The sequence below is a fragment of the Lactobacillus sp. PV012 genome (assembly GCF_014522325.1).
Lineage (GTDB): Bacteria > Bacillota > Bacilli > Lactobacillales > Lactobacillaceae > Lactobacillus.
The window spans coordinates 58,971-79,256 of sequence record NZ_CP041983.1 but is presented as its reverse complement, the minus strand read 5'-3'; the positions used below and the strand labels follow the sequence as shown (position 1 = coordinate 79,256).

The 20,286-nt window shown below is 34.6% G+C and carries 18 protein-coding genes, 1 tRNA gene and 1 pseudogene; 3 read left to right on the top strand and 17 right to left on the bottom strand.

Annotation, left to right across the window (positions count from 1 at the left end):
* Positions 1-37: 37 nt before the first annotated feature.
* Positions 38-631, bottom strand: a complete 594-nt coding sequence (locus FP433_RS00380; protein ID WP_265486753.1) for a histidine kinase dimerization/phospho-acceptor domain-containing protein — start codon at positions 629-631, stop codon at positions 38-40.
* Positions 621-1,295, bottom strand: coding sequence for a response regulator transcription factor (locus tag FP433_RS00375; RefSeq protein WP_265486752.1), 675 nt, complete (start codon positions 1,293-1,295; stop codon positions 621-623). The genes FP433_RS00380 and FP433_RS00375 overlap by 11 nt, the downstream gene beginning before the upstream one ends.
* 170 nt (positions 1,296-1,465) lie before the next feature.
* Here FP433_RS00375 and FP433_RS00370 point away from each other — a divergent pair, with 170 nt between their 5' ends.
* A complete protein-coding gene (locus tag FP433_RS00370) occupies positions 1,466-1,939 on the top strand; it encodes a helix-turn-helix domain-containing protein (protein ID WP_265483754.1) in 474 nt (157 codons plus the stop codon).
* Positions 1,940-2,036: 97 nt separating this feature from the next.
* Here FP433_RS00370 and FP433_RS00365 read toward each other — a convergent pair.
* Positions 2,037-2,109 (bottom strand) — tRNA-Thr (locus tag FP433_RS00365).
* 189 nt (positions 2,110-2,298) lie between these two features.
* Here FP433_RS00365 and FP433_RS00360 point away from each other — a divergent pair.
* Complete coding sequence (locus tag FP433_RS00360; protein WP_265484659.1) at positions 2,299-2,982, top strand: MgtC/SapB family protein; 684 nt, start codon at positions 2,299-2,301, stop codon at positions 2,980-2,982.
* A gap of 142 nt (positions 2,983-3,124) precedes the next feature.
* Positions 3,125-4,276, top strand: coding sequence for an Mbeg1-like protein (locus FP433_RS00355; protein ID WP_265483755.1), 1,152 nt, complete (start codon positions 3,125-3,127; stop codon positions 4,274-4,276).
* Between the two features lie 50 nt (positions 4,277-4,326).
* Here the strand turns inward: FP433_RS00355 and FP433_RS00350 are convergent, their stop codons facing one another.
* The 14 genes and pseudogenes from FP433_RS00350 to dnaA form a co-directional block, all read right to left on the bottom strand.
* Positions 4,327-5,205 (bottom strand): ROK family protein, encoded by an 879-nt coding sequence (locus tag FP433_RS00350; RefSeq protein ID WP_265486751.1) that lies wholly within the window; start codon positions 5,203-5,205, stop codon positions 4,327-4,329.
* Between the two features lie 71 nt (positions 5,206-5,276).
* A pseudogene (gene dnaB, locus FP433_RS00345) lies at positions 5,277-6,654 on the bottom strand (replicative DNA helicase).
* Positions 6,655-6,659: 5 nt separating this feature from the next.
* Positions 6,660-7,115 (bottom strand): 50S ribosomal protein L9, encoded by a 456-nt coding sequence (rplI, locus tag FP433_RS00340; RefSeq protein WP_265483758.1) that lies wholly within the window; start codon positions 7,113-7,115, stop codon positions 6,660-6,662.
* A 2-nt stretch (positions 7,116-7,117) separates the two neighbouring features.
* On the bottom strand, positions 7,118-9,148 hold the full coding sequence (locus tag FP433_RS00335) for a DHH family phosphoesterase (protein ID WP_265486750.1): 2,031 nt from the start codon (positions 9,146-9,148) through the stop codon (positions 7,118-7,120).
* Between the two features lie 72 nt (positions 9,149-9,220).
* Positions 9,221-10,138 carry a magnesium transporter CorA family protein gene (locus tag FP433_RS00330; protein WP_265483759.1) on the bottom strand — a complete coding sequence of 306 codons (918 nt, stop codon included), beginning with the start codon at positions 10,136-10,138 and terminating at the stop codon, positions 9,221-9,223.
* Between the two features lie 104 nt (positions 10,139-10,242).
* Positions 10,243-10,479 (bottom strand): 30S ribosomal protein S18, encoded by a 237-nt coding sequence (gene rpsR, locus FP433_RS00325; protein WP_008471430.1) that lies wholly within the window; start codon positions 10,477-10,479, stop codon positions 10,243-10,245.
* Between the two features lie 23 nt (positions 10,480-10,502).
* Positions 10,503-11,021, bottom strand: coding sequence for a single-stranded DNA-binding protein (gene ssb / locus FP433_RS00320; RefSeq protein WP_265483760.1), 519 nt, complete (start codon positions 11,019-11,021; stop codon positions 10,503-10,505).
* 33 nt (positions 11,022-11,054) lie between these two features.
* Positions 11,055-11,351: a 30S ribosomal protein S6 gene (rpsF, locus tag FP433_RS00315; protein ID WP_265486749.1), complete on the bottom strand. Its 297-nt coding sequence runs from the start codon at positions 11,349-11,351 to the stop codon at positions 11,055-11,057.
* Positions 11,352-11,526: 175 nt separating this feature from the next.
* Positions 11,527-13,989 (bottom strand): DNA gyrase subunit A, encoded by a 2,463-nt coding sequence (gyrA, locus tag FP433_RS00310; protein ID WP_265486748.1) that lies wholly within the window; start codon positions 13,987-13,989, stop codon positions 11,527-11,529.
* A gap of 9 nt (positions 13,990-13,998) precedes the next feature.
* Entirely contained in the window at positions 13,999-15,960 is a 1,962-nt protein-coding gene (gyrB, locus tag FP433_RS00305) for a DNA topoisomerase (ATP-hydrolyzing) subunit B (RefSeq protein WP_265486747.1), read from the bottom strand.
* Positions 15,961-17,091, bottom strand: coding sequence for a DNA replication/repair protein RecF (gene recF / locus FP433_RS00300; protein ID WP_265483764.1), 1,131 nt, complete (start codon positions 17,089-17,091; stop codon positions 15,961-15,963).
* Positions 17,092-17,094: 3 nt separating this feature from the next.
* Positions 17,095-17,313, bottom strand: coding sequence for a S4 domain-containing protein YaaA (gene yaaA, locus FP433_RS00295; protein WP_265487273.1), 219 nt, complete (start codon positions 17,311-17,313; stop codon positions 17,095-17,097).
* Between the two features lie 163 nt (positions 17,314-17,476).
* Positions 17,477-18,607 carry a DNA polymerase III subunit beta gene (dnaN, locus tag FP433_RS00290; protein WP_265486746.1) on the bottom strand — a complete coding sequence of 377 codons (1,131 nt, stop codon included), beginning with the start codon at positions 18,605-18,607 and terminating at the stop codon, positions 17,477-17,479.
* Between the two features lie 165 nt (positions 18,608-18,772).
* A complete protein-coding gene (gene dnaA, locus FP433_RS00285) occupies positions 18,773-20,098 on the bottom strand; it encodes a chromosomal replication initiator protein DnaA (protein WP_265487272.1) in 1,326 nt (441 codons plus the stop codon).
* Between the last annotated feature and the right edge of the window lie 188 nt (positions 20,099-20,286).

Sequence of the window (20,286 nt, the reverse complement as noted above, 5' to 3'; positions counted from 1 at the left end):
CAATCGTTAGATCTATGTCTAACAATTATGAGGCACTTCATTCGTCAACTTCTATTTTTTTCTTATTTGTTACTATTTTTTTATTTTCTAAATTCGTTAGTTTCATTATTTGTGTTGAAAGTTGACTTAAACGATTCGATTCTTCTGCAATTATTTTCAAGTATTCTTTTTGCTTTTGTTTTGATAATTCTTGATTTAAAAGTAAATCTGCAAAACCATGAATTGAAGTAATTGGAGTTTTAAATTCATGAGAAAACTTACTAATAAAATCTTCCTTCATAACTTTTGTGCTATCTAATTCAGAAACCATATGATTAAAGTCAGAAAAAGTTGAGTCAAATGGATTAAATCTATTTCTTTCTAATCTTATCCTAAAATCACCATTAGCCACTTGTTTAATTGCTTGTGTCAGTTTATTAACGTAAGTAAATAAATATGTTAATACAAGATAATTCACAATAAAGCTTAGCACAAACAATAGAGTAATCATTAACCAGCCAATAATATGGGGACTTTTACCCGTATACACCGATACTCCCACTGCACCGCCAAATAATGGTGCTACTACCAGTGCAAGAAATGCAGAGTAAACAACTATTAAAAAAGAGAAAGAAGTACTTTTATTTTTCAATGATTTCCCCCTTATAACCTAATCCTCTAACAGTAACTATTTTAAATGCATCTTCATATGAAGCGCATAATTTTCTTAATTTACTAATGTGAGTTTTAACAGTATCTTCTGTACTGAATGAATCCCTTCCCCAAACTGCGTCTAACAATTGTTCCTTAGTAAAAATTTGGTCTGGCGAGGAAAGCAACTTATAAAGCAATTTAAATTCCTTTTTAGAAAATTCCACTTCTTCTTTTCCACGTACTAACTTATACGTTTGTTTATTTATCACTATATCTTTAATTTCTAATTGCTGGGGATGTTGAATATTAGCTCTTCGAATTAAAGCCACTAAACGCAACTTTAATTCTTGATAATTAATCGGCTTAGTCATGTAGTCATCTACACCATTTTCAAAACCAATTGTTTTATCTTGAATTGAATCTTTAGCGGTTAACATCATAATTGGGAAATCATATCCTGCCTGACGAACTTTCTTTACTAATTCAAAACCATATACCTTCGGCATCATGATATCTGTAATTAAAAGATTAACTGGATACTTTTCCAAGTAATTTATAGCTTCTTGACCATCAATAGCTTGTACAATTTGATAATCATTTTCTAAATAAGCTTTCAACAGTGTTTGAATATTTTTATCGTCTTCTGCTATTAATATCTTCATAATTTATTTTTTATTTTTTCTAAGTTTACGTTTATTTTACCTTTGTCCCTTATATTATAAATATCGAGTAACTTCCATACAAGAAACGAAGTTATAATATCAATTTCAATTCAAAGTTAATAAAAGAGATAGAGAAAAGAAAGTACAAATATTTAGAAAGGATTTTTAACTTGAGTAAAGTTAGTTATGAGCAAAAGCTTAGCGCCGTTAAATCATACTTAAATGGAGAAAGTAGTAAAAAAATAATTGATGAACTCAATATTAGAACTAACGCTCAATTACTATTTTGGGTTAAACAATATAAAGCCCATGGCGCAAGTGCTCTAAAAGAAAAGCGTAACCACAAGGGCTACAATAAAAACTTCAAATTAAAAGTACTTCAATGGAAGAAAGATAATGAAGCTACTTATGAAGCAACTGCTCTCAAATTTGGTATCTCAAGTCCATCAATTATTTATCAATGGCAACGACTTCTAAATAAGGGAGAACTATTAAATTCCACTAAAAAGCGTGGTCGTCCTGCTCTTGAACAAACTCCTGTCCAATCACTTTCTTCTAGCGAAAGAACTGAACTGGAACAGTTAAGAAAACAAATTAATGCTCTAATTCAAGAAAATAATTATTTAAAGAATTTAGTTTCATGAACAGAGGCTAAAAAGAAAAAGAAAAAGTAGTTTTGATTACTTTTTCTTTTTTTATACAAAAAAACTCAGTCATTTGACTGAGTTTTAATTTATATAGTGCTGACTAAAGGATTCGAACCTTCGACCTCATCATTACTAGTGACGTGCTCTGCCAACTGAGCTAAGTCAGCAACATTTTACATTTAATATTATATCTAAAGGCCAAATTATTTGCAAGATATAATTTTAAATTTTATTGTTAAAATCTTAATTATATAACAACCATTTTTAAATTTAATCGTTTTTACTTTCCAAAATAGGATACAATATAGAGAGTATTCTAAGAAAAGGAGTGAGATTTTTTGGATAAATTAATTCCTATGGCCACACAGCTAGACTGGTTACTCCGCTTGCTTGTGGCTGCCCTTTGTGGAGGCGCAATTGGTTATGAGCGTGCCACTTTAAGAAAAAGTGCTGGGATGAGAACCCACATTGTAGTTGCTGTAGCTGCTGCTTTATTCATGATTTTATCTAAATATGGATTTTATGATTTGCTTTCTACGCAAAACATTATCTTAAATCCCTCAAGAATTGCAGCACAAATTGTTACTGGTATCTCATTTATTTGTGCCGGAACAATTTTAGTTCGTAAACAGCAAGTTTCAGGTTTGACCACAGCAGCTGGTATTTTAGCTACTGCTGCTATCGGAATGGCAATTGGTGCTGGATTATATATTCTAGGTGTTGTAACTACATTCTTCTTATTTGTAATTCAAATTATTTTTCACGATGATAATTTCATCAACTTCATCATTCTTCATGTTAGATTCAATGTTCAAATTGAAGCAAAATACAGCGAGACATTTTTAGAGGATCTAAAAAAACAACTCGAAGAAAACGAAGTCGAACAAGTTTCTATCAAAATTCTTAATTTAAATTCAGAAAATATTGTAGTACATGTTGATGGAGTAATTAAGAATCGAAAGGATGAAAACAACATCATTTTAGCCCTCGAACAAAATCCAGCAATTGAACAAATTACTTATAATCGAGGCGGAAAATAAACTCAAAAGATCCATGACAATTGTTATGGGTCTTTTGTATTGAAAATCACAAGCCCTTTTGATGTTTTTTCAACCGATTGCATTATACAATTAAGACATGACCTAAATATAAATAGTCTAAATTTAAAGAAAGGATGGTTTGATGGCAAAACTACTAGACTACGTTCGCTGGCGTGGGGATCTCTCTTTTGATGTAGATCCATTTAATAGCCTTGATGCTGCTTTTTTTGCAACACTAGCCTATCTTCCTTTTGATAAATCAGTTGCCGGTCACACTCTTGGCGAAGCAGCTGAACGTCTCTACTATAAAAGAGCTAAACCTTACCAATTTAGTAATAATGATAACCTAGCACTGCAACTTCTTCCAATTAGTAATCGCTATAAGGATATTACCTTTCTAGATTGGTCAGATAAAATGCAAAAAAATCCACCTATCCAATTCACTGCCGCTACCTTACGTATTGCTCCGCATGTTATTTTAGTCAGCTTCCGCGGTACCGATGGAAGTATGATTGGAATTACAGAAGATATTGATATGAGTTACAAACCTGAAGTCGGTGGTCAATCTACTGCTGGAGAATATCTGAACCATATCGCTTCCCTTTATCCTAATAGTAAAATTATTACTACTGGTCACTCAAAAGGTGGTAATTTTGCTAGTTACTCTATTACTAACCTATCAATTAAAGATCAAGATCGAGTAATTAAAGCTTATAGCTTTGATGGGCCTGGATTTATGAAAGAGACATACTCTCTGCCTGAATTTCAACGTGTTATTCCTAAAATGATTACTTATGTTCCAGAAGGATCTATCTTTGGTATGATGCTTGATCACCCTGAAAGAACGATTGTAGTTAAAAGTAAGGCCCATATGATGAGCCAACATGATCCTAGACGCTGGGAAATTGCTAGAAATGGTTTTGTATTAGCTCCTGGCTTAACAACCGCTAGTCGGGTTATTCGTCATAGTTTTATTAGTTGGAATACTCAAATTCCACGTCAGCAACGTGAATCACTCTGGCTTGCTCTTTTTTCAGCACTAGAAGATCAACACATTACTGAATTTAATCAATTAACCGCTAATAAATTACGGGGAGCCATTCAATTTAGCCATGCTTATTTAACCTTAGATCCTAAAATTCGTTTAATTGCCAACAAAATCATTTCTGATGTTGTTGCAATTGCTCGGACACGTGTCCATATTCCCTTTGTACATAAAGTTGAAGCTTTACAAACTTTATCTAATGACTCTGCCAATGGTCCCATTGTTCTTGACTCTTATGATGGTTCATAGTTTCACGTGTAACAAAAAGACTCTTGAGAATTCTCAAGAGTCTTATTTTATTAGTCTTCTAATGCTTTTTTAGCTAAGGCAAAATTCCCCAAAGTAGCTGAACCATTATTTTCAACTGCTGGACGCACAATTAATTTTTCTAAGTCGGGAGTTTCAACATAATCATGATTAAATTCTTTAAAGTATTTTCTTACTTGTTTTAAATCCTCTTCATTTAAAACAGAGCCTCCAACAACCATTACATCAGCTCTAGTACTCATATATACGTTATAAAGCATTTGAGCAACATAATATGCAACAAAGTCGAATACTTCATTGTCCCGCTTCAACTCTTCGCCAGGAATTCCTGTCCGGGCCTTTAAAGTTGGACCAGCTGCCATCCCTTCAACACAAGCACTCCCATGGAATAAGCAGTAACCTTCATAAGTATCTTTTGGATGACGTTTTACAATCATATGTCCCATTTCTGGGTGAGCATTTTTTCCGATAAAGTGGCCATTTTGAATAATTCCACCACCTACACCTGTTCCAATTGTTACATAAACAATTGTTTTGTTATTATCTTTTCCACGAGCGATATACTCACCATAAGCAGAAGAATTCACATCAGTTGTAATATAAGCAGGTACATCTAAGCCACGTTCTAAACTACCCTTTAAGTCAAAATTTGACCAACCAGGTTTTGGAGTCGATAAAATGTAACCATAAGTTTTAGAATTTTTATCAATATCTATTGGACCAAATGTTCCAATTCCCAATGCTTTAATTGGGTATTGCTTAAAAAATTCAATTGTATTTTTGATAGTTGTTTCTGGATCTTCGGTAGGAATTCGCTTTTGTGCCTTAATATTTCCTTCAGTATCAGCAACCGCTAAAATAAACTTTGTTCCACCCGCTTCAATGCTTCCTAATAAAAATTCTTCTGCCATTTTCCTGTACCTCGCTTTATTTTTCTTTCTAAAAAATTATTATATCCTATAATTTAACCGCTTACAACACTTTATTCATTTAGTTGATGATGCGTATCTAGATTTGAAAAACGATTAAACGGCTTAGAAAACATCAGCTTAACCGTTCCACGACTACCAGAACGGTTTTTTTTCAATAATTACTTCTACTTCACCACTATCTTTTTCTTGTGCTGGTTCGCTTTCTCCATCTTCTCGTTCATCCCGATAATAATCGTCACGATATAAAAATGCAACAATATCTGCATCTTGTTCAATTGATCCAGACTCACGAATATCTGACAAAACCGGTCTTTTATCTTGCCGCTGCTCCACTGAACGGGATAACTGGGAAAGAGCAATAATTGGAATATGTAACTCTTTAGCAAGTTTTTTTAATTGACGCGAAATTGCTGATACTTCTTGCTGACGGCTTTCACTTCTTGGACCCTCAATTAACTGTAAATAGTCAATGACGATTAAGCCCAAGTTCCCTTTACTTTTATTAGCTAAATTTCTTGCTTTAGCACTCAATTCACTAATTTTTATACCGGGAGTATCATCAATGTAGATGTTCGTTTGAGCTAATTTATCAGTTGCCAAAAAAAAGTTCTGATATTCTTCCTGAGATAAATTACCAGTTCTTAAATGTTGGGAATCAATCAATCCAGTTGAAGCAATCATTCTTTGCACCAATTGATCAGCACCCATTTCTAGCGAAAACATCCCTACTGTCTTATTAGCATGCAACCCAACATACTGGGCCACATTTAAGGCAAAAGCAGTTTTACCTACCCCTGGACGAGCCGCCAAAATAATTAATTCATCATTATGAAAACCTGTCGTCATTCTGTCTAGTTCTGTAAACCCAGTTGGCAGTCCTGTTACTCCTCCCTCTGCTTCTGAGAGTTCATTAATTTGCGTAATTGTCTCTTTAACTACTTCACCAATTTTTTTGAAGTCAGTGGTACTTTTTTCTTGGGATATTTTAAGGATTGAACTTTCGGCCTCATCTAAAATATCTCCAACTTCATCTTTTTCATCCATAGCAGTTTGAATGATTGTTTGGCTAGTATCAATCAACTTTCTCAGGAGGGATTTATTTTTAATAATTTTAGCATAGTAGTTACTATGAACTGTGGTAGTCTTTGTAACTAACACATCCGTGATATACTTTATCCCACCAATATCTTCTAAATGATCTTCTTGTTCTAATTTATTTTTTAAAGTAATCGGGTCAATTCCCTCACCATTTTCAAATAATTCAAGCATTGCTGCAAAAACTAATTGATTTGCCCTTGTATAGAAGTCGTCTGCTGAGATAATCCCACTAACTTCTCCTAAAGTACTAGGGTCTAAAAAAGCGGCCCCAAGGACCGCTTTTTCGGCTACACTATCGTGAGGAACTTGTTGTGATACAACATTATCCATAAATATTAATTTTGCTCCGTAATATGTACACTAATTGTAGATTCTACACCTTTAAATAATTTGACTTTAACGTTAGTATAACCAAGTGATTTAATGGGCTCAGGTAATTCAAGCTTTCGCTTGTCGATTTTAATTCCATATTGTTTTTCTAAACCTTCAACAATCTTTTTACCTGAAATCGAGCCAAACAACCGTGAGTCAGTTCCTGCTTTAGACTTAAATGAAACAACAGTTTCATCTTTTTCAAGAATTCCCTTAATTCTTTCAGCTTCAGCTTTTTCTGCTTCATAAGCATCTTTTTCTGCTTTTTCAACACGTTTTAAGGTATTTAAGTTTGCGCTAGTTGCTTCTTTTGCATATCCATTTTTTATTAAAAAGTTTTGAGCATAACCAGTTGGAACTTCTTTAACTTGTCCACGCTTGCCTTTGCCCTTCATATCTTTTGTAAAAATGACTTTCATAATTAATCTTCCTCTTCTGTATTCTCTTTAATATATTCTTCAATAGCTGCTACCGTTTTGTCAAATGCTTCTTCAACAGTTACATCATTTAATTGTGTAGCTGCATTAGATAAATGACCTCCACCACCTAGTTTTTCCATAATTACTTGTACATTGAAGTTACCAGTGGAACGAGCCGAAATACCCACTACATCTTTACTTCTGCGCGTAATTGCAAAACTTGCTTCTACATTTTCAAGTGATAAAGCTGTATCAGCTGCCTGTGCAGTGACAATAGAATCATAAATTCGATCATTTGCACCAGTCATCACGGCAATATCTGGTTTTATCATTTCGATTGTGGAAATCAATTGACTTCTTTGTAAAAAGCTCTCCACACTCTCTTTTAAGATCTCAGAAACTACTTTCGTATCTGCTCCAATTGATCGCAAATAACTTGCAGCATCAAAAGTTCGTGTTCCTGTTCGCAATGAAAATTCCTTTGAATCTACCGTAATCCCTGCTAACATTGCAGAAGCTTCCAAAGGATTCAACACACCTTCTCCTCCTTGTGGTTGATACTCAATCATTTCAGTAACTAACTCACAGGTTGAAGAGGCATAAGGTTCAATATATACCAACATTGGATTTTCTGGAAATTCTTCTCCACGCCGGTGGTGATCCACAATAATTAAGCGATTTTTCAAGGCATCATAAACTTCAGGTGAATAAGTAATGGAATACTTTGAGTGATCAGTTAATACCAAGAGTGAATCCTTTGTGGCCTGATCAATTGCTTGACTTGGAGTAACAAATAAATCTTTATCGATTTGTGCCTCTTTCATTTTAGCAATTAACTTCTTGACATCATAATTTAAATTTTTATCTTCTAAGACCACATTTGCTTTAACGCCATGCACTTGGGCAATTTTGGCAATACCGATCGCAGAACCAATTGCATCTAAATCAGGATTACGGTGTCCCTGGATAAATACCTGGTCCACCCCCTTAAAGAGCTCTTCAAGGGCCTGAGAAACCATTCGAGCACGTACACGGGTTCGTTTTTCCATTGGATTAGATTTTCCACCATAAAAACGAGCTTCTTGACCAGGTTGCTTAACTACTACTTGATCTCCTCCTCGCCCTAAAGCTAGGTCCAAGTTTGATTGAGCCTGTTTGGCAATTTCATTTAAACTTTCCGATCCAAAGGCAATTCCTACTGATAGGGTTAGTGGAGTATTGTTACGATTACTTTCTTTTCGAATCTTATCCAAAATAGAGAATTTATCTTTTTCCATTTCATCTAGATCTTGCATGTGCATCAACCAGATGAAGTGATCTTCATCAATCCGCTTTAAATAAACATTGTATTTTTTAGTATATTCGCTCAACGCATTTTGAATATAACCATTCATCATAGTTACACGTTGATCCCCTAGGGATTGACTCAGCTCATCATAATTATCAATAAAAATTAATCCAATTGCCAAGCGTTGTTCTTTATATTTTTCTTCGATATTAGCATATTTTGTAATATCCAAAAGATAGACGACACCAAGATTATTTTGAACAACCATTTCAAATTTATGATGACCCCAAGTTACAACTTGATTCTTCTTAGCATCACTTTCAATGGCTTGATTGATTAATTCTGCTAATTCTGGATCAATCGCTTTAATGGACATTCCAATGACATCTTTATTCTTTAAATAAAGTTGTAAGTAAGGATTAACCCATTGAATTTGCCGATCTTTATCATAAAGTAGAATTCCCAAGGGCATTTTAATCATGGCTTCTTGCTCACCACGTTTAATTCGATAGGAAAGATTAGCTGCATAATTATTAGCATTTCTTGCTAAAACAGCAGTCCCATAGATACAAAAACCTGCTATCAAAAAAAATAGTGCTAACATTCCAAATCCATATAACGGACTTAAGATAAAACCAATAATTGCACCAATTAATGATAAAACATTAATTATCACAACAGATGCTGTCAATCTTGAATCTTTAATAAAAGCAGGCAATTCCAACTTACTAAACCAATTTTTCATAAAGATCCTTTCCAAAACATTAACATCTAACAATCTATCTTTTATTATACCGCAGAATTGTTTTCCTCGTGTCTACATCATATTATGCTTTTTCAAATACCAGAGCAGAATTGCCATGATGATAATCGAGCCGACAATAATTAAGACCCAATCAAAAGAATTGTGAAAAACAGGTAAATCAACATTCATTCCAAAAAAACCTGTTACAATTGTGGGCACTGTTAAAAGAAGCGACCAAACAGTTAAAAATTGCATTGTGTTGTTTAGATTGTTATTCAACATATTATTGGAAGTTTTTGAAATCTCTTCCGTAACTTCGTTATAAATCTTAACCATTTGAGAAGATTGTTGAACTTCAATAATAATATCATCACACATTTCTTCTTCTGCTTTATTCATATGAAGGCCAGATTTTGTGTGCTTTAAGCTTTCAAGCATTAATAAGTTTGTTCTAATAGAACTTGAAAGATATACCAAACTTTTTTCAACCTGCGATAATTCTTGTAAATCTCGATTATGAATTGCTTTACTTAAATGATTATCCAATACCATTCGTTGGCTATTTAATTGATTTAATGCTCGTTGAAAATACTTTGTCACTGAAAAAATAATGGCAAAAACTAGTTCTTTTTGGCTATGAATATCCTCGTCACCTTTTTGGCGAAACTCTTCAATCATATATGTGGTATCAGGCGTATGGATAGTAAAGAGCGTATGATCCACCATTAAAAATTTGATTGGCAAAGTAGTAAAATGGTCTGCATCAGAAGTTGGCCAAATCGGCACATCATAAACAAACAAATCACTATTGGTAATATAATCATGATCAAAGTGAGGACGTTCATGCAAGTCAGTAATATATTGAATAATCTCATTGGTTAATTTAAATTGAGATTGCAATACCTTAATATCTCTTTCATCTAAATTGTAAATATCATACCAACGATAATCAAAATTATATTGACCAGGTAAAGTTTCTTTAATAATCACTGCTTTTCCCCCTTGAACTGACTTGTATTTCTCTTTATACACACCTTAAAGACAAAAAAAGCATTAATTCCAAGGTGAAATTAATGCTTTTTATTTGTTGATTATTAGTCTTCTGCGACAAATGGCAATAAGCCCATTACACGAGCTCTCTTAATAGCAACAGTCAACTTACGTTGATTCTTTGCGCTAGTGCCAGTGACACGACGTGGTAAAATCTTACCTCTTTCAGAGATAAAACGTTTCAACAAATCTACGTCTTTGTAGTCGATGTAATCGATGTGGTTAGCAGCAATGTAGTCAACCTTACGACGACGACGGCCACCTCTTCTTTGTTGAGCCATATCAAAGATCCTTTCTTTTTAAATTAAAATGGAAGATCATTATCTGAAATATCAATAGATTCATTAGAATCAGCAAATGGATCTTGTGGTTGTGGAGCCGATGCTCCATTATTTCCAGTTCCCGGAGCAGTATTACCACCAAAATTATTTGTATTTGGTTGGTTTGTGCTTGGAGTTGGTTGTGGATACCCACCACCATTTGCTTGACGATTTTCACGTTCACGGCGTGATTCTAAGAATGAAAAATCACTTACAATTACCTCAGTAACATAAACTCTTTTTCCATCTTTATCATCATAACTTCTAGTTTGAATACTACCTTCAACACCAACTAATGAACCCTTTGAAGTAAAGTTAGCAAAAGTTTCTGCTGCTTTACGCCAAATAACACAGTTGATAAAGTCAGTTTGGCGTTCACCCTGACTATTAGTATAATTTCTATCTACAGCCAAAGTAAACGTAGCTACTGATATTCCACTTCCAGTAGTACGTAAATCAGGGTCACGTGTTAATCGGCCAACTAGTACAACATTATTAATCATACAGTTTGCTCCTTCCTAATTCACGAAAAATTATTACTTGTCTAATTTTACAGTCATTGAACGTAAAATTTGGTTATCAATACGTGAAAGACGACCAAATTCGTTCACAGCATCTGCGTTTTCTGCATCAAAAGTCATGATGTGGTAAGTACCTTCACGGTATTTATCCATTTCATAAGCGAAACGTTTCTTACCCCAATCTTTTGATTCAAGGTTTTCTGCACCGTTATCGGTAACAACCTTATCAAAACGTTCGATTAATGCTTTCTTTGAATCTTCATCAATATCAGGCTTGATGATGTAAGTAACTTCGTACTTAGTCTTTTCCATTATTATTGCACCTCCTCTTGGACTCAATGGTTCTTGTCTTAATCAAGAACAAGGAGTAATTGGATTACTCACATTGTTTGATTTTAACATAATAAATAAAAAATTACCAAATAAATTCACGTGATCCTGAAATTTTTTCATAATTTCTTACGTAAATATTTGGTAATTTTTTTAATTATTCTTCACTATTTTCTTCGTCATCTTGATCAATCACTTTGGTTAAACTAGCAACTTTTGCATCATCGTCTACCTTGATTAATCTTACTCCCAAAGTACTACGTCCTGTTTGAGAAACATCAGAAAGTTGGAAACGAATCATGACTCCTGCATCAGTAATTGCCATGATATCTTCATTTCCTTTTACTACTGTTACTCCAGCAAGTGGGCCGTTCTTTTCAGTGATATTAGCTGTTTTAATACCTTTTCCGCCACGTCCCTTTACTGGATATTCGCTAGCAGCTGTTCTCTTTCCATACCCTTTTTCAGAAATTACTAGAACTTCATCATCTGGTTGTAAAACTTCTGCTCCTACGACATAGTCATTTTCTCTTAAATTAATTCCGCGAACTCCAGCAGCACTTCGTCCCATAGCACGGACATCATTTTCATTAAAAGTTACTGCATAACCTAAATGCGTTCCAATTAAGATATTTTGTTGTCCATCAGTAGTTAACACATTGATTAACTCATCGTTATCTTTTAGTGTTAAAGCAATTAATCCACTACGTCTAATGTTTTCAAATTCACTAACTTTAGTTCTCTTAACTGTACCATATTTTGTAACAAAGAATAGATAATTATCATCTGCATCTGCTGCTACATTAATTACTGCTTGAACGTTTTCACCTTTTTCTAGTTGCAAAAGGTTAATAATTGGAAGTCCCTTAGCATTACGGCCAAATTCAGGAATCTCATAAGCTTTCTTTGAATATACCTTACCCTTATTGGTAAAGAATAAGAGGTAATCATGGGTGCTAGTAAAAATTAAATGGTTAATGAAGTCGTCATCTTGGATTCCCATTCCTTTAATTCCTCGTCCACCACGATTTTGTACTTTAAATTCACTAGCTGGCATTCTTTTTACATAACCATTATGAGTAATAGTTAATAGTACATCTTGTTGTTCAATAAGATCTTCATCTTCAATAGAAACAACTTCCCCAGCTGCAATTTCTGTTCTTCTATCATCACCAAAGCGTTTTTGAATTTCGATTAATTCGTTATAAATCAAATCATCTAAACGTTCTTGCTTGGCTAAAATATCTTTATAATCAGCAATCTTTGCTTGTAAATCGTTATATTCTGATTCAATCTTATCACGTTCTAATCCAGTCAAACGCACTAAACGCATATCCAAAATTGCTTGTGATTGACGATCATCTAAACCGTAATTTTGAATTAATTGTGCTTTAGCAATGTCACTAGTTTTTGAAGAACGAATAATTTTAATGATTTCATCAATGTGATCAAGCGCAATTCTTAATCCTTCAAGGATATGAGCACGATTTTGAGCTTTCTTTAAATCAAACTGAACTCTCCTACGTACTACATCTTCTTGGTGATCAAGGTAGTACTGCAACATTTGCTTTAATGTCAAAAAGTGTGGCGCACCATTTACAATCGCTACCATATTCATCCCAAAGTTAGCTTGCATTTGTGTTTCTTTAAAAAGATTATTTAAGACAACACTTGCACTAGCATCACGCCGAACATCAATGGTAACCCGCATCCCTGTTTGATCGGATTCATCCCTTACACCTGTAATTCCATCAATCACTTTGTTACGTGCAAGATCAGCAATCTTTTTAACAAGTTCTGCTTTATTTACCATAAAGGGTAATTCAGTAATGATAATTTGTTCTTTACCATTTTTTTGTGCTTCAATACTAGTTTTTGCTCGAACAATTATATTTCCTTTACCAGTTTCATAGGCACGATAGATCCCACTACGTCCCATTACAATTCCACCAGTTGGAAAATCAGGTCCAGGAATAGCCTGCATTAAATCCTTAGTAGTTACATCTGGATTTTTCATTAACATATGTAATCCTGCAATAACTTCGGAAAGATTATGTGGAGGGATATTTGTAGTCATCCCTACTGCAATTCCGTTAGCACCGTTAACTAATAAATTTGGAATTCTTGCTGGCAAAACTACTGGTTCATTTTCAGTGTCATCATAGTTACGTTGCCAATCAATGGTTTCTTTGTTAATATCACGAAGCATTTCAACGGCGATTTTACTCATTCTAGCTTCCGTATAACGCATGGCAGCTGGTTCATCACCATCGACAGAACCAAAGTTTCCGTGTCCATCTACCAAAAGATAACGATAACTAAAGTCCTGGGCCATATGCGCCATGGCTAAATAAATTGAAGAATCACCGTGGGGGTGAAATTTACCCATTACTTCCCCAACAATTCTCGCACTCTTTTTGTAAGGCTTATCTGGTGAGACACCTAATTCATTCATTCCATAAAGAATACGTCGTTGTACGGGCTTCATTCCATCTCTTACATCTGGTAATGCACGAGCTACAATAACTGACATTGCATAATCTAAGAAAGAGCTACGCATGGTTTGTGTAAGATCAACATTCCTTATGCGTCGATCTTGAGTTTGATTCTCGTTATCCATCTAAACCTCCTATGCATCTAAGTTTTCAACGTATTTAGCGTTCTTTTCAATAAAATCTCTTCTTGGGCCAACTTCATTACCCATTAACAATTGGAAAACTTCATCTGCATCTTCTGCCATTTCAGGGCTTACTCGATCTAAGCGTCGATTTTCCGGATTCATAGTTGTTTCCCATAACTGTTCTGGATCCATTTCTCCAAGTCCTTTGTAACGTTGAACAACTGGCTTAGGACTAGGTTGAAGAGTACCTAAATATTCACGTAATTCTTCATCAGTATCCAAGTATTTTTCAACTTTTCCTTGACGCACTTGATACAAAGGTGGTCGAGCAATATATACATATCCCTTTTCAATCATTGGGCGCATGTAATTGTAGAAGAGCGTCAATAATAAAGTTCTAATATGGGCCCCGTCGACATCCGCATCAGTCATAATAATTAACTTATGGTATCTTGCCTTTGAAACATCAAAGTCTGACCCAAATCCTGTCCCTAAAGCAGTAAATAATGAACGAATTTCTTGATTGGCTAAAATTCTATCCATTGAGGCTTTTTCCACATTTAAAATTTTCCCACGAATTGGTAAGATTGCTTGCGTTAAACGAGAACGTCCTTGCTTAGCTGAGCCACCTGCTGAGTTTCCTTCGACAATAAACAATTCCGAAATACTTGGATCGTTACTTGTATTATCAGCTAATTTCCCAGGTAAGTTTGCTATTTCTAATCCAGATTTTTTCCGGGTAACTTCACGTGCACGCTTAGCAGCTACGCGAGCTCGAGCAGCTAATTGCCCTTTTTCCACAATTTTGCGTCCAACCTGTGGATTTTCCATTAAAAACTTACTAAATGTTTCAGAAAAAGCTTTATCCACAGCTGCTCTTGCATCTGAATTACCTAGCTTAGTTTTAGTTTGACCTTCAAACTGAGGTGTTGGGTGTTTAATAGAAATTACTGCCGTCATTCCTTCACGGATATCTTCACCAGAAAGATTGTCGTCATTGTCTTTCAAAATTTTTGCACGACGTGCATAGTCATTTACTACTCTTGTTAAAGCGCTCTTAAATCCTGCTTCATGACTTCCACCTTCATAAGTGTGAATATTATTAGCAAAAGTCATTAATGTAGTTTTATAACCTTTAGTATATTGAAGAGAGACTTCTACATTAATCCCATCATAGTCTCCTTCAACATATACTGGCTCATCAAATAAGACTTCACTGTTACGATCAAGGTAAGCCACATATTCCTTAATCCCACCTTCGTAGTGGTAAACATCTGTCTCTGCAGTTTCCTTACGCTTATCAGTAAAAGTCAGTTTTAAGCCTTTATTTAAAAAGGCAAGTTCACGAATACGGTTTTTTAAAATTTTATCATCAAAGGTAGTTGTTTCAGTAAAAATATCTCCATCTGGGTAAAAATGCACGATAGTTCCGTGTTCACCTAAATCGACAGTTCCTACTTCATGCATTTCCTCTACTACACGTCCATGATCAAAAGCAATTCTATATTTTTTACCATCACGCATAACAGTAGCATCAAGTTTGGTAGAAAGTGCATTAACAACTGAAGCCCCTACACCGTGTAGACCCCCAGAAACTTTGTAACCGCCACCGCCAAATTTTCCTCCTGCGTGTAAAACAGTAAAAACAGTCTCAAGAGCTGGACGACCAGTTTTTTCTTGGATGTCAACTGGGATTCCGCGTCCATCATCTTGCACAGTTACACTACCATCTTCATTAACAGTAATTTCAATTTTAGTCGCAAATCCTGCTAGACGTTCATCGATACTGTTATCAATAATTTCCCAAACTAGGTGGTGAAGACCTTGCGCACTAGTTGATCCAATGTACATTCCAGGTCTTTTTCTAACTGCTTCAAGACCACCTAATACTTGAATTTGACTAGCATCATACGCATCAGCGCGCTTCTCAAATTCTTGAGCCTGTTCATTAGTATGTGTTTCTTCAGCCATTTAATTCTCCTCTTTACTAATTTTTCCAGAGTTAAGTTTAAAAATTCGAGGTTGTTTTATCTTTTCCCAGGAAATACCTTCTAAATCCGTTGTGGTAATAAAAGTTTGGGTTTTACCATGAATATAATTTAATAATTTACTTTGCCTTGTATGATCTAACTCACTCATTACATCATCTAATAATAAAATTGGATATTCTCCTGTTAGTTCATAAATAAATTGGATTTCTGCCAACTTTAAACTTAAGGCAACTGTTCTTTGCTGCCCTTGTGACCCATACTCACGGGCATTTTTACCATTTATCAAAAAATAAATATCATCACGATGGGGACCAACTTGAGTTAAACCTGATTTTAGTTCACTTTGTTCAAGCTTTTTAAACTGAGCCTTTACTTTATCCACAATGTTTTCCACAGAATCATCATCTAAAATTTCATTAATTGATGGCTGATAGACAATTTCTAGCTTTTCTTGTGCATTACTAATTGCCTGATGAGCAACCTGTGCATAACTGTTTAACCTTTTCAAATAATTTATTCTGCGCCAAATTATTTCCCCGGCAATAGTTGCTAATTGCTCTGATAAAACATTGAGGAAAACCTTATCTTTAGTTTTCCCAAGAGCTAGCTGTTTTAAGTAATTATTTTTTTGATGTAATACTTTTTGATACTGAGTTGAAAAATACAAGTATTCGCGATTAATCTGACTAAATTCTAAGTCCATAAATTTGCGTCTTAACCCTGGTCCGCCCTTTACCAATGATAGGTCTTCCGGAGAAAATAAAATTGCATTCATTTCTCCCACATATCGCGAAAGCTTCTTTTGTTCAAGGCGATTAATAAATGCTGTCTTACCTTTTGAGGAAAGATTAAGCCGTAAATTTGTCAAAATTTGGCCAGAATTTTTTCTGAGATTCCCATTTAGTACTGCAAATTTTTCATCAAATTTAATTAATTCCTTGTCGTTACTTGTGCGATGAGACCGAGTTAGTCCCAAAAAATAAATTGCTTCTAGCAAGTTAGTTTTGCCTTGCGCATTTGCTCCTAAAAAAATGTTCACATCAGGGCTAAATGAAACAATTTCCTGGGAAAAATTACGAAAATTCTTCAGTGCTAAATTTTCTAGGTACATCTTCTAGCCTGCAATAAAATTATATGTTTGGTTTTCCACAACTAGACGATCACCAGGGTATAACTTTTTTCCTCGCCGATCTTCTAACTTATCATTCAACTTGACGGGATTATCTTTTAAGTACCATTTGGCCTGTCCCCCAGAAGAAATGATACTTTCTTCTTTTAAAAATTGCGCCAAAGTAATATATTCACCTTTTACACTAAAATTCTTGATAATCATCACCCCATTTTACCTCTATTATACTCTATAAGTATAACTTTTTTTGAGAGAAAACACAATTTTAGCCTGTTTTAAGCATGCTTTACCTCTTCCTAATATCCTTATACTAAAAACATAAAAAAGCCTTATAACTCAAAATAAGGCTTTTTATGAAGATTGGAATTTAATATGTTCTTACCGGTGTAATTAATTGAACAAAACTTACTTCTTCCTTGTCAGGGATAATAGTAAATGGACGCAATGGTTGAGTAAAGTTCATTACTACACCCTCAGTAATAGAAGCGCGCAGTGCATCACGCAAATAATCAGGATTAAATGAAATTTCTAAGTTATCACCTTGTAAATTCTTAAATGATAACTCTTCTTCAACATTACCAATTTCTGGTGAATCACCTTGAAGTTTTACACTTTGGTTATCCACATCAAGTGACATTTTAACCACATTGTTGCGACTTTCATGAGTAAGTAAACTAGCACGTTCTAATGACTTAGCTAACTCTGAGAGATCGAACTCCACACTAGTTGTAGAGTTAGTAGGTATTAAACGATCAGTATCAGGATATGAACCTTCAAGTAAACGAGTGTAAAAAGAAAGGTTACCCACGGTGAAAAGTACTTGGTTATCCCCAGGTGTTACTTGAACTTGTGGATTATTTTCCCCAATAATTCTAGCTAGTTCTACTAAACTTGTTCCAGGAATTAAAAGGGTTGCATCTACTTGTGAATCATCTTTAAGAGCAACTTCACGCTGAGAAAGACGGTGGCTATCAGTTGCCACGGCTTTAATCTTGTTATCTTTAAAAGTAAAGTTAACTCCATTTAAGGTTGGACGGTTTTCTTGCGAAGCAACTGCAAACACAGTTTCATTAATTACATTACGCAAAAGCTTGCCAGAGATTTCAAACGAATTATCCTCAGGAATTTCTGGAAGTGTAGGATAAGCACTTGCATCTAAACCGTTAATAACAAATTCAGTGTTTTCAGATGTGATTTTAGTTTGTAACCCATCTTGAACTTCAAGAGTAAATTCTTTCCCAGGTAACTTTTTAACAATTTCGCTAAAGAAACGTGCGGGTAGAATAATTGCTCCAACTGTATCAATTTGCAAATCTTCATTAGCTGGAATTGTAATTTCAATTGATACGTTAGTATCGCTACCAGTTAATACCAAGCCTTCGGAAGTTAAATTTAATTTAATACCATTTAAGATTGGAAGAGGTGTACGTGAAGAAATTGCTCGCATAGCATTATTTAAGTTTTCTAAAAACATATTTCGATTGATAGTAAATTTCATTGTGTCCTCCTAGATGAGAAAATCTTTTATATATTTATATTATATATTACTTAGTAGTAGTAGGTCTTGTGGATTCTGTGGAAAAGTAGGTCTATGTGCTGGTATTAAGCTAAATTGTCTGTGGATATCCTGTGGAAAAGTTGTGGATAACTTTGAGGATAAAAATTAAGGATTTGCGTGTTCCAGCATAGTTTTGAGATCAGAGACTTGCTTTTTAAGCTCATTATTAGATCGAATTCCTTGCTCAATTTTATCGTAAGCATGCATAACTGTGGTGTGATCTTTTCCACCAAATTCTCTTCCAATTTTCGGTAGACTGATTTCAGTCAGTTCTCTTGCAAGATACATCGCAATTTGACGTGGTACCACAATATATTTTACTCGTTTTTTACCTTTAAGGTCATCAGTTGAAAGTTGAAAATAATTGGCAACCACTTCTTGAATTTTAGAGATTTGCAGTCCACTTCGATGTTGATTTAATTTTAGGTCGTCCAATGCTTCATGGGCTAATTGAATATTAATATCGGCTTTTTCAATAGTTGCATGGGCTTGTACCTTTACTAGCGCTCCCTCCAATTCACGAATATTTGTATTAACATGTGACGCAATATAATTTAAAGTGCGATCATCTATTAGTAAGCCGTCGGCTTCAGCTTTTTTTCGTAAAATTGCAATTCGTGTTTCAAGATCTGGTCGAGTAATTTCAACCTGTAATCCCCAAGCAAATCTCGACAAGAGACGTTCTGAAAGTGCAGGTATTTCATTAGGCAACCGATCGCTTGTCATTACAATTTGCTTTTGATTATTATAAAGGGTTTCAAAGGTGTGGAAAAATTCATCTTGAATCCCTTCTTTATTTGCAAAAAATTGGACATCGTCTACTAAAAGTAGATCGCAAGTTCGATACTTTTCTCTAAAAGCAGCTTGAGTCTGATTTTTTAACGAATTAACAAAGTCATTTACAAAAGTTTCACTTTGAATGTAGAGAACCTTTGCGTCAGGATTTCGGGCAAGCATATGGTGTCCAATAGCTTGCATCAAATGGGTCTTACCTAATCCTACACCCCCAAAAATAAATAAAGGGTTATAGAAACTCCCTGGATTATCAGCTGCAGCTAAAGCTGCACCGGCTGCTAGCTTATTCCCCTCTCCTTGAACAAAAGTGTCAAAAGTATATTTATTGTTTAAAGGTAGTCCGTCCATAAAAGGATTTGGACGTCTACGGGGACGTTTTTCGCGTAGATGATTTTGGGAAGAAAGAGGAGCAAATTCAGAATGTTCTTGTACGACCTGAAAGTGGGGTACAAGTTCAATATTGGCATAAGCATAGGCTGCTTGAATTAATTCTGATCCTAGATTATTTTCCCAGTATCCTTTTGAAACGGATGACTCTACACCGATAACGATATCATTTGTTTCAGGATCAAATGAAATAGGCTTCGTATTTTTAAACCAGGCATTATAGGTGACTTCATTATAAGTTTTTTTCATCTCTTCGATGAAGAAACGCCAAAATTTTTCTAAGTCCACGTATAATTCCTCCAAAAAGAAAATAAGTCATAACAATTTTAGCATTAAAAAGGCTGGTTTTCCACAGCCTGTTGAAAACTAGTTTCCACAAATTAACAGCTTGTTAATATATTTTTTTAATTATCCACAAAATAGAAAGTTTTAAAAAA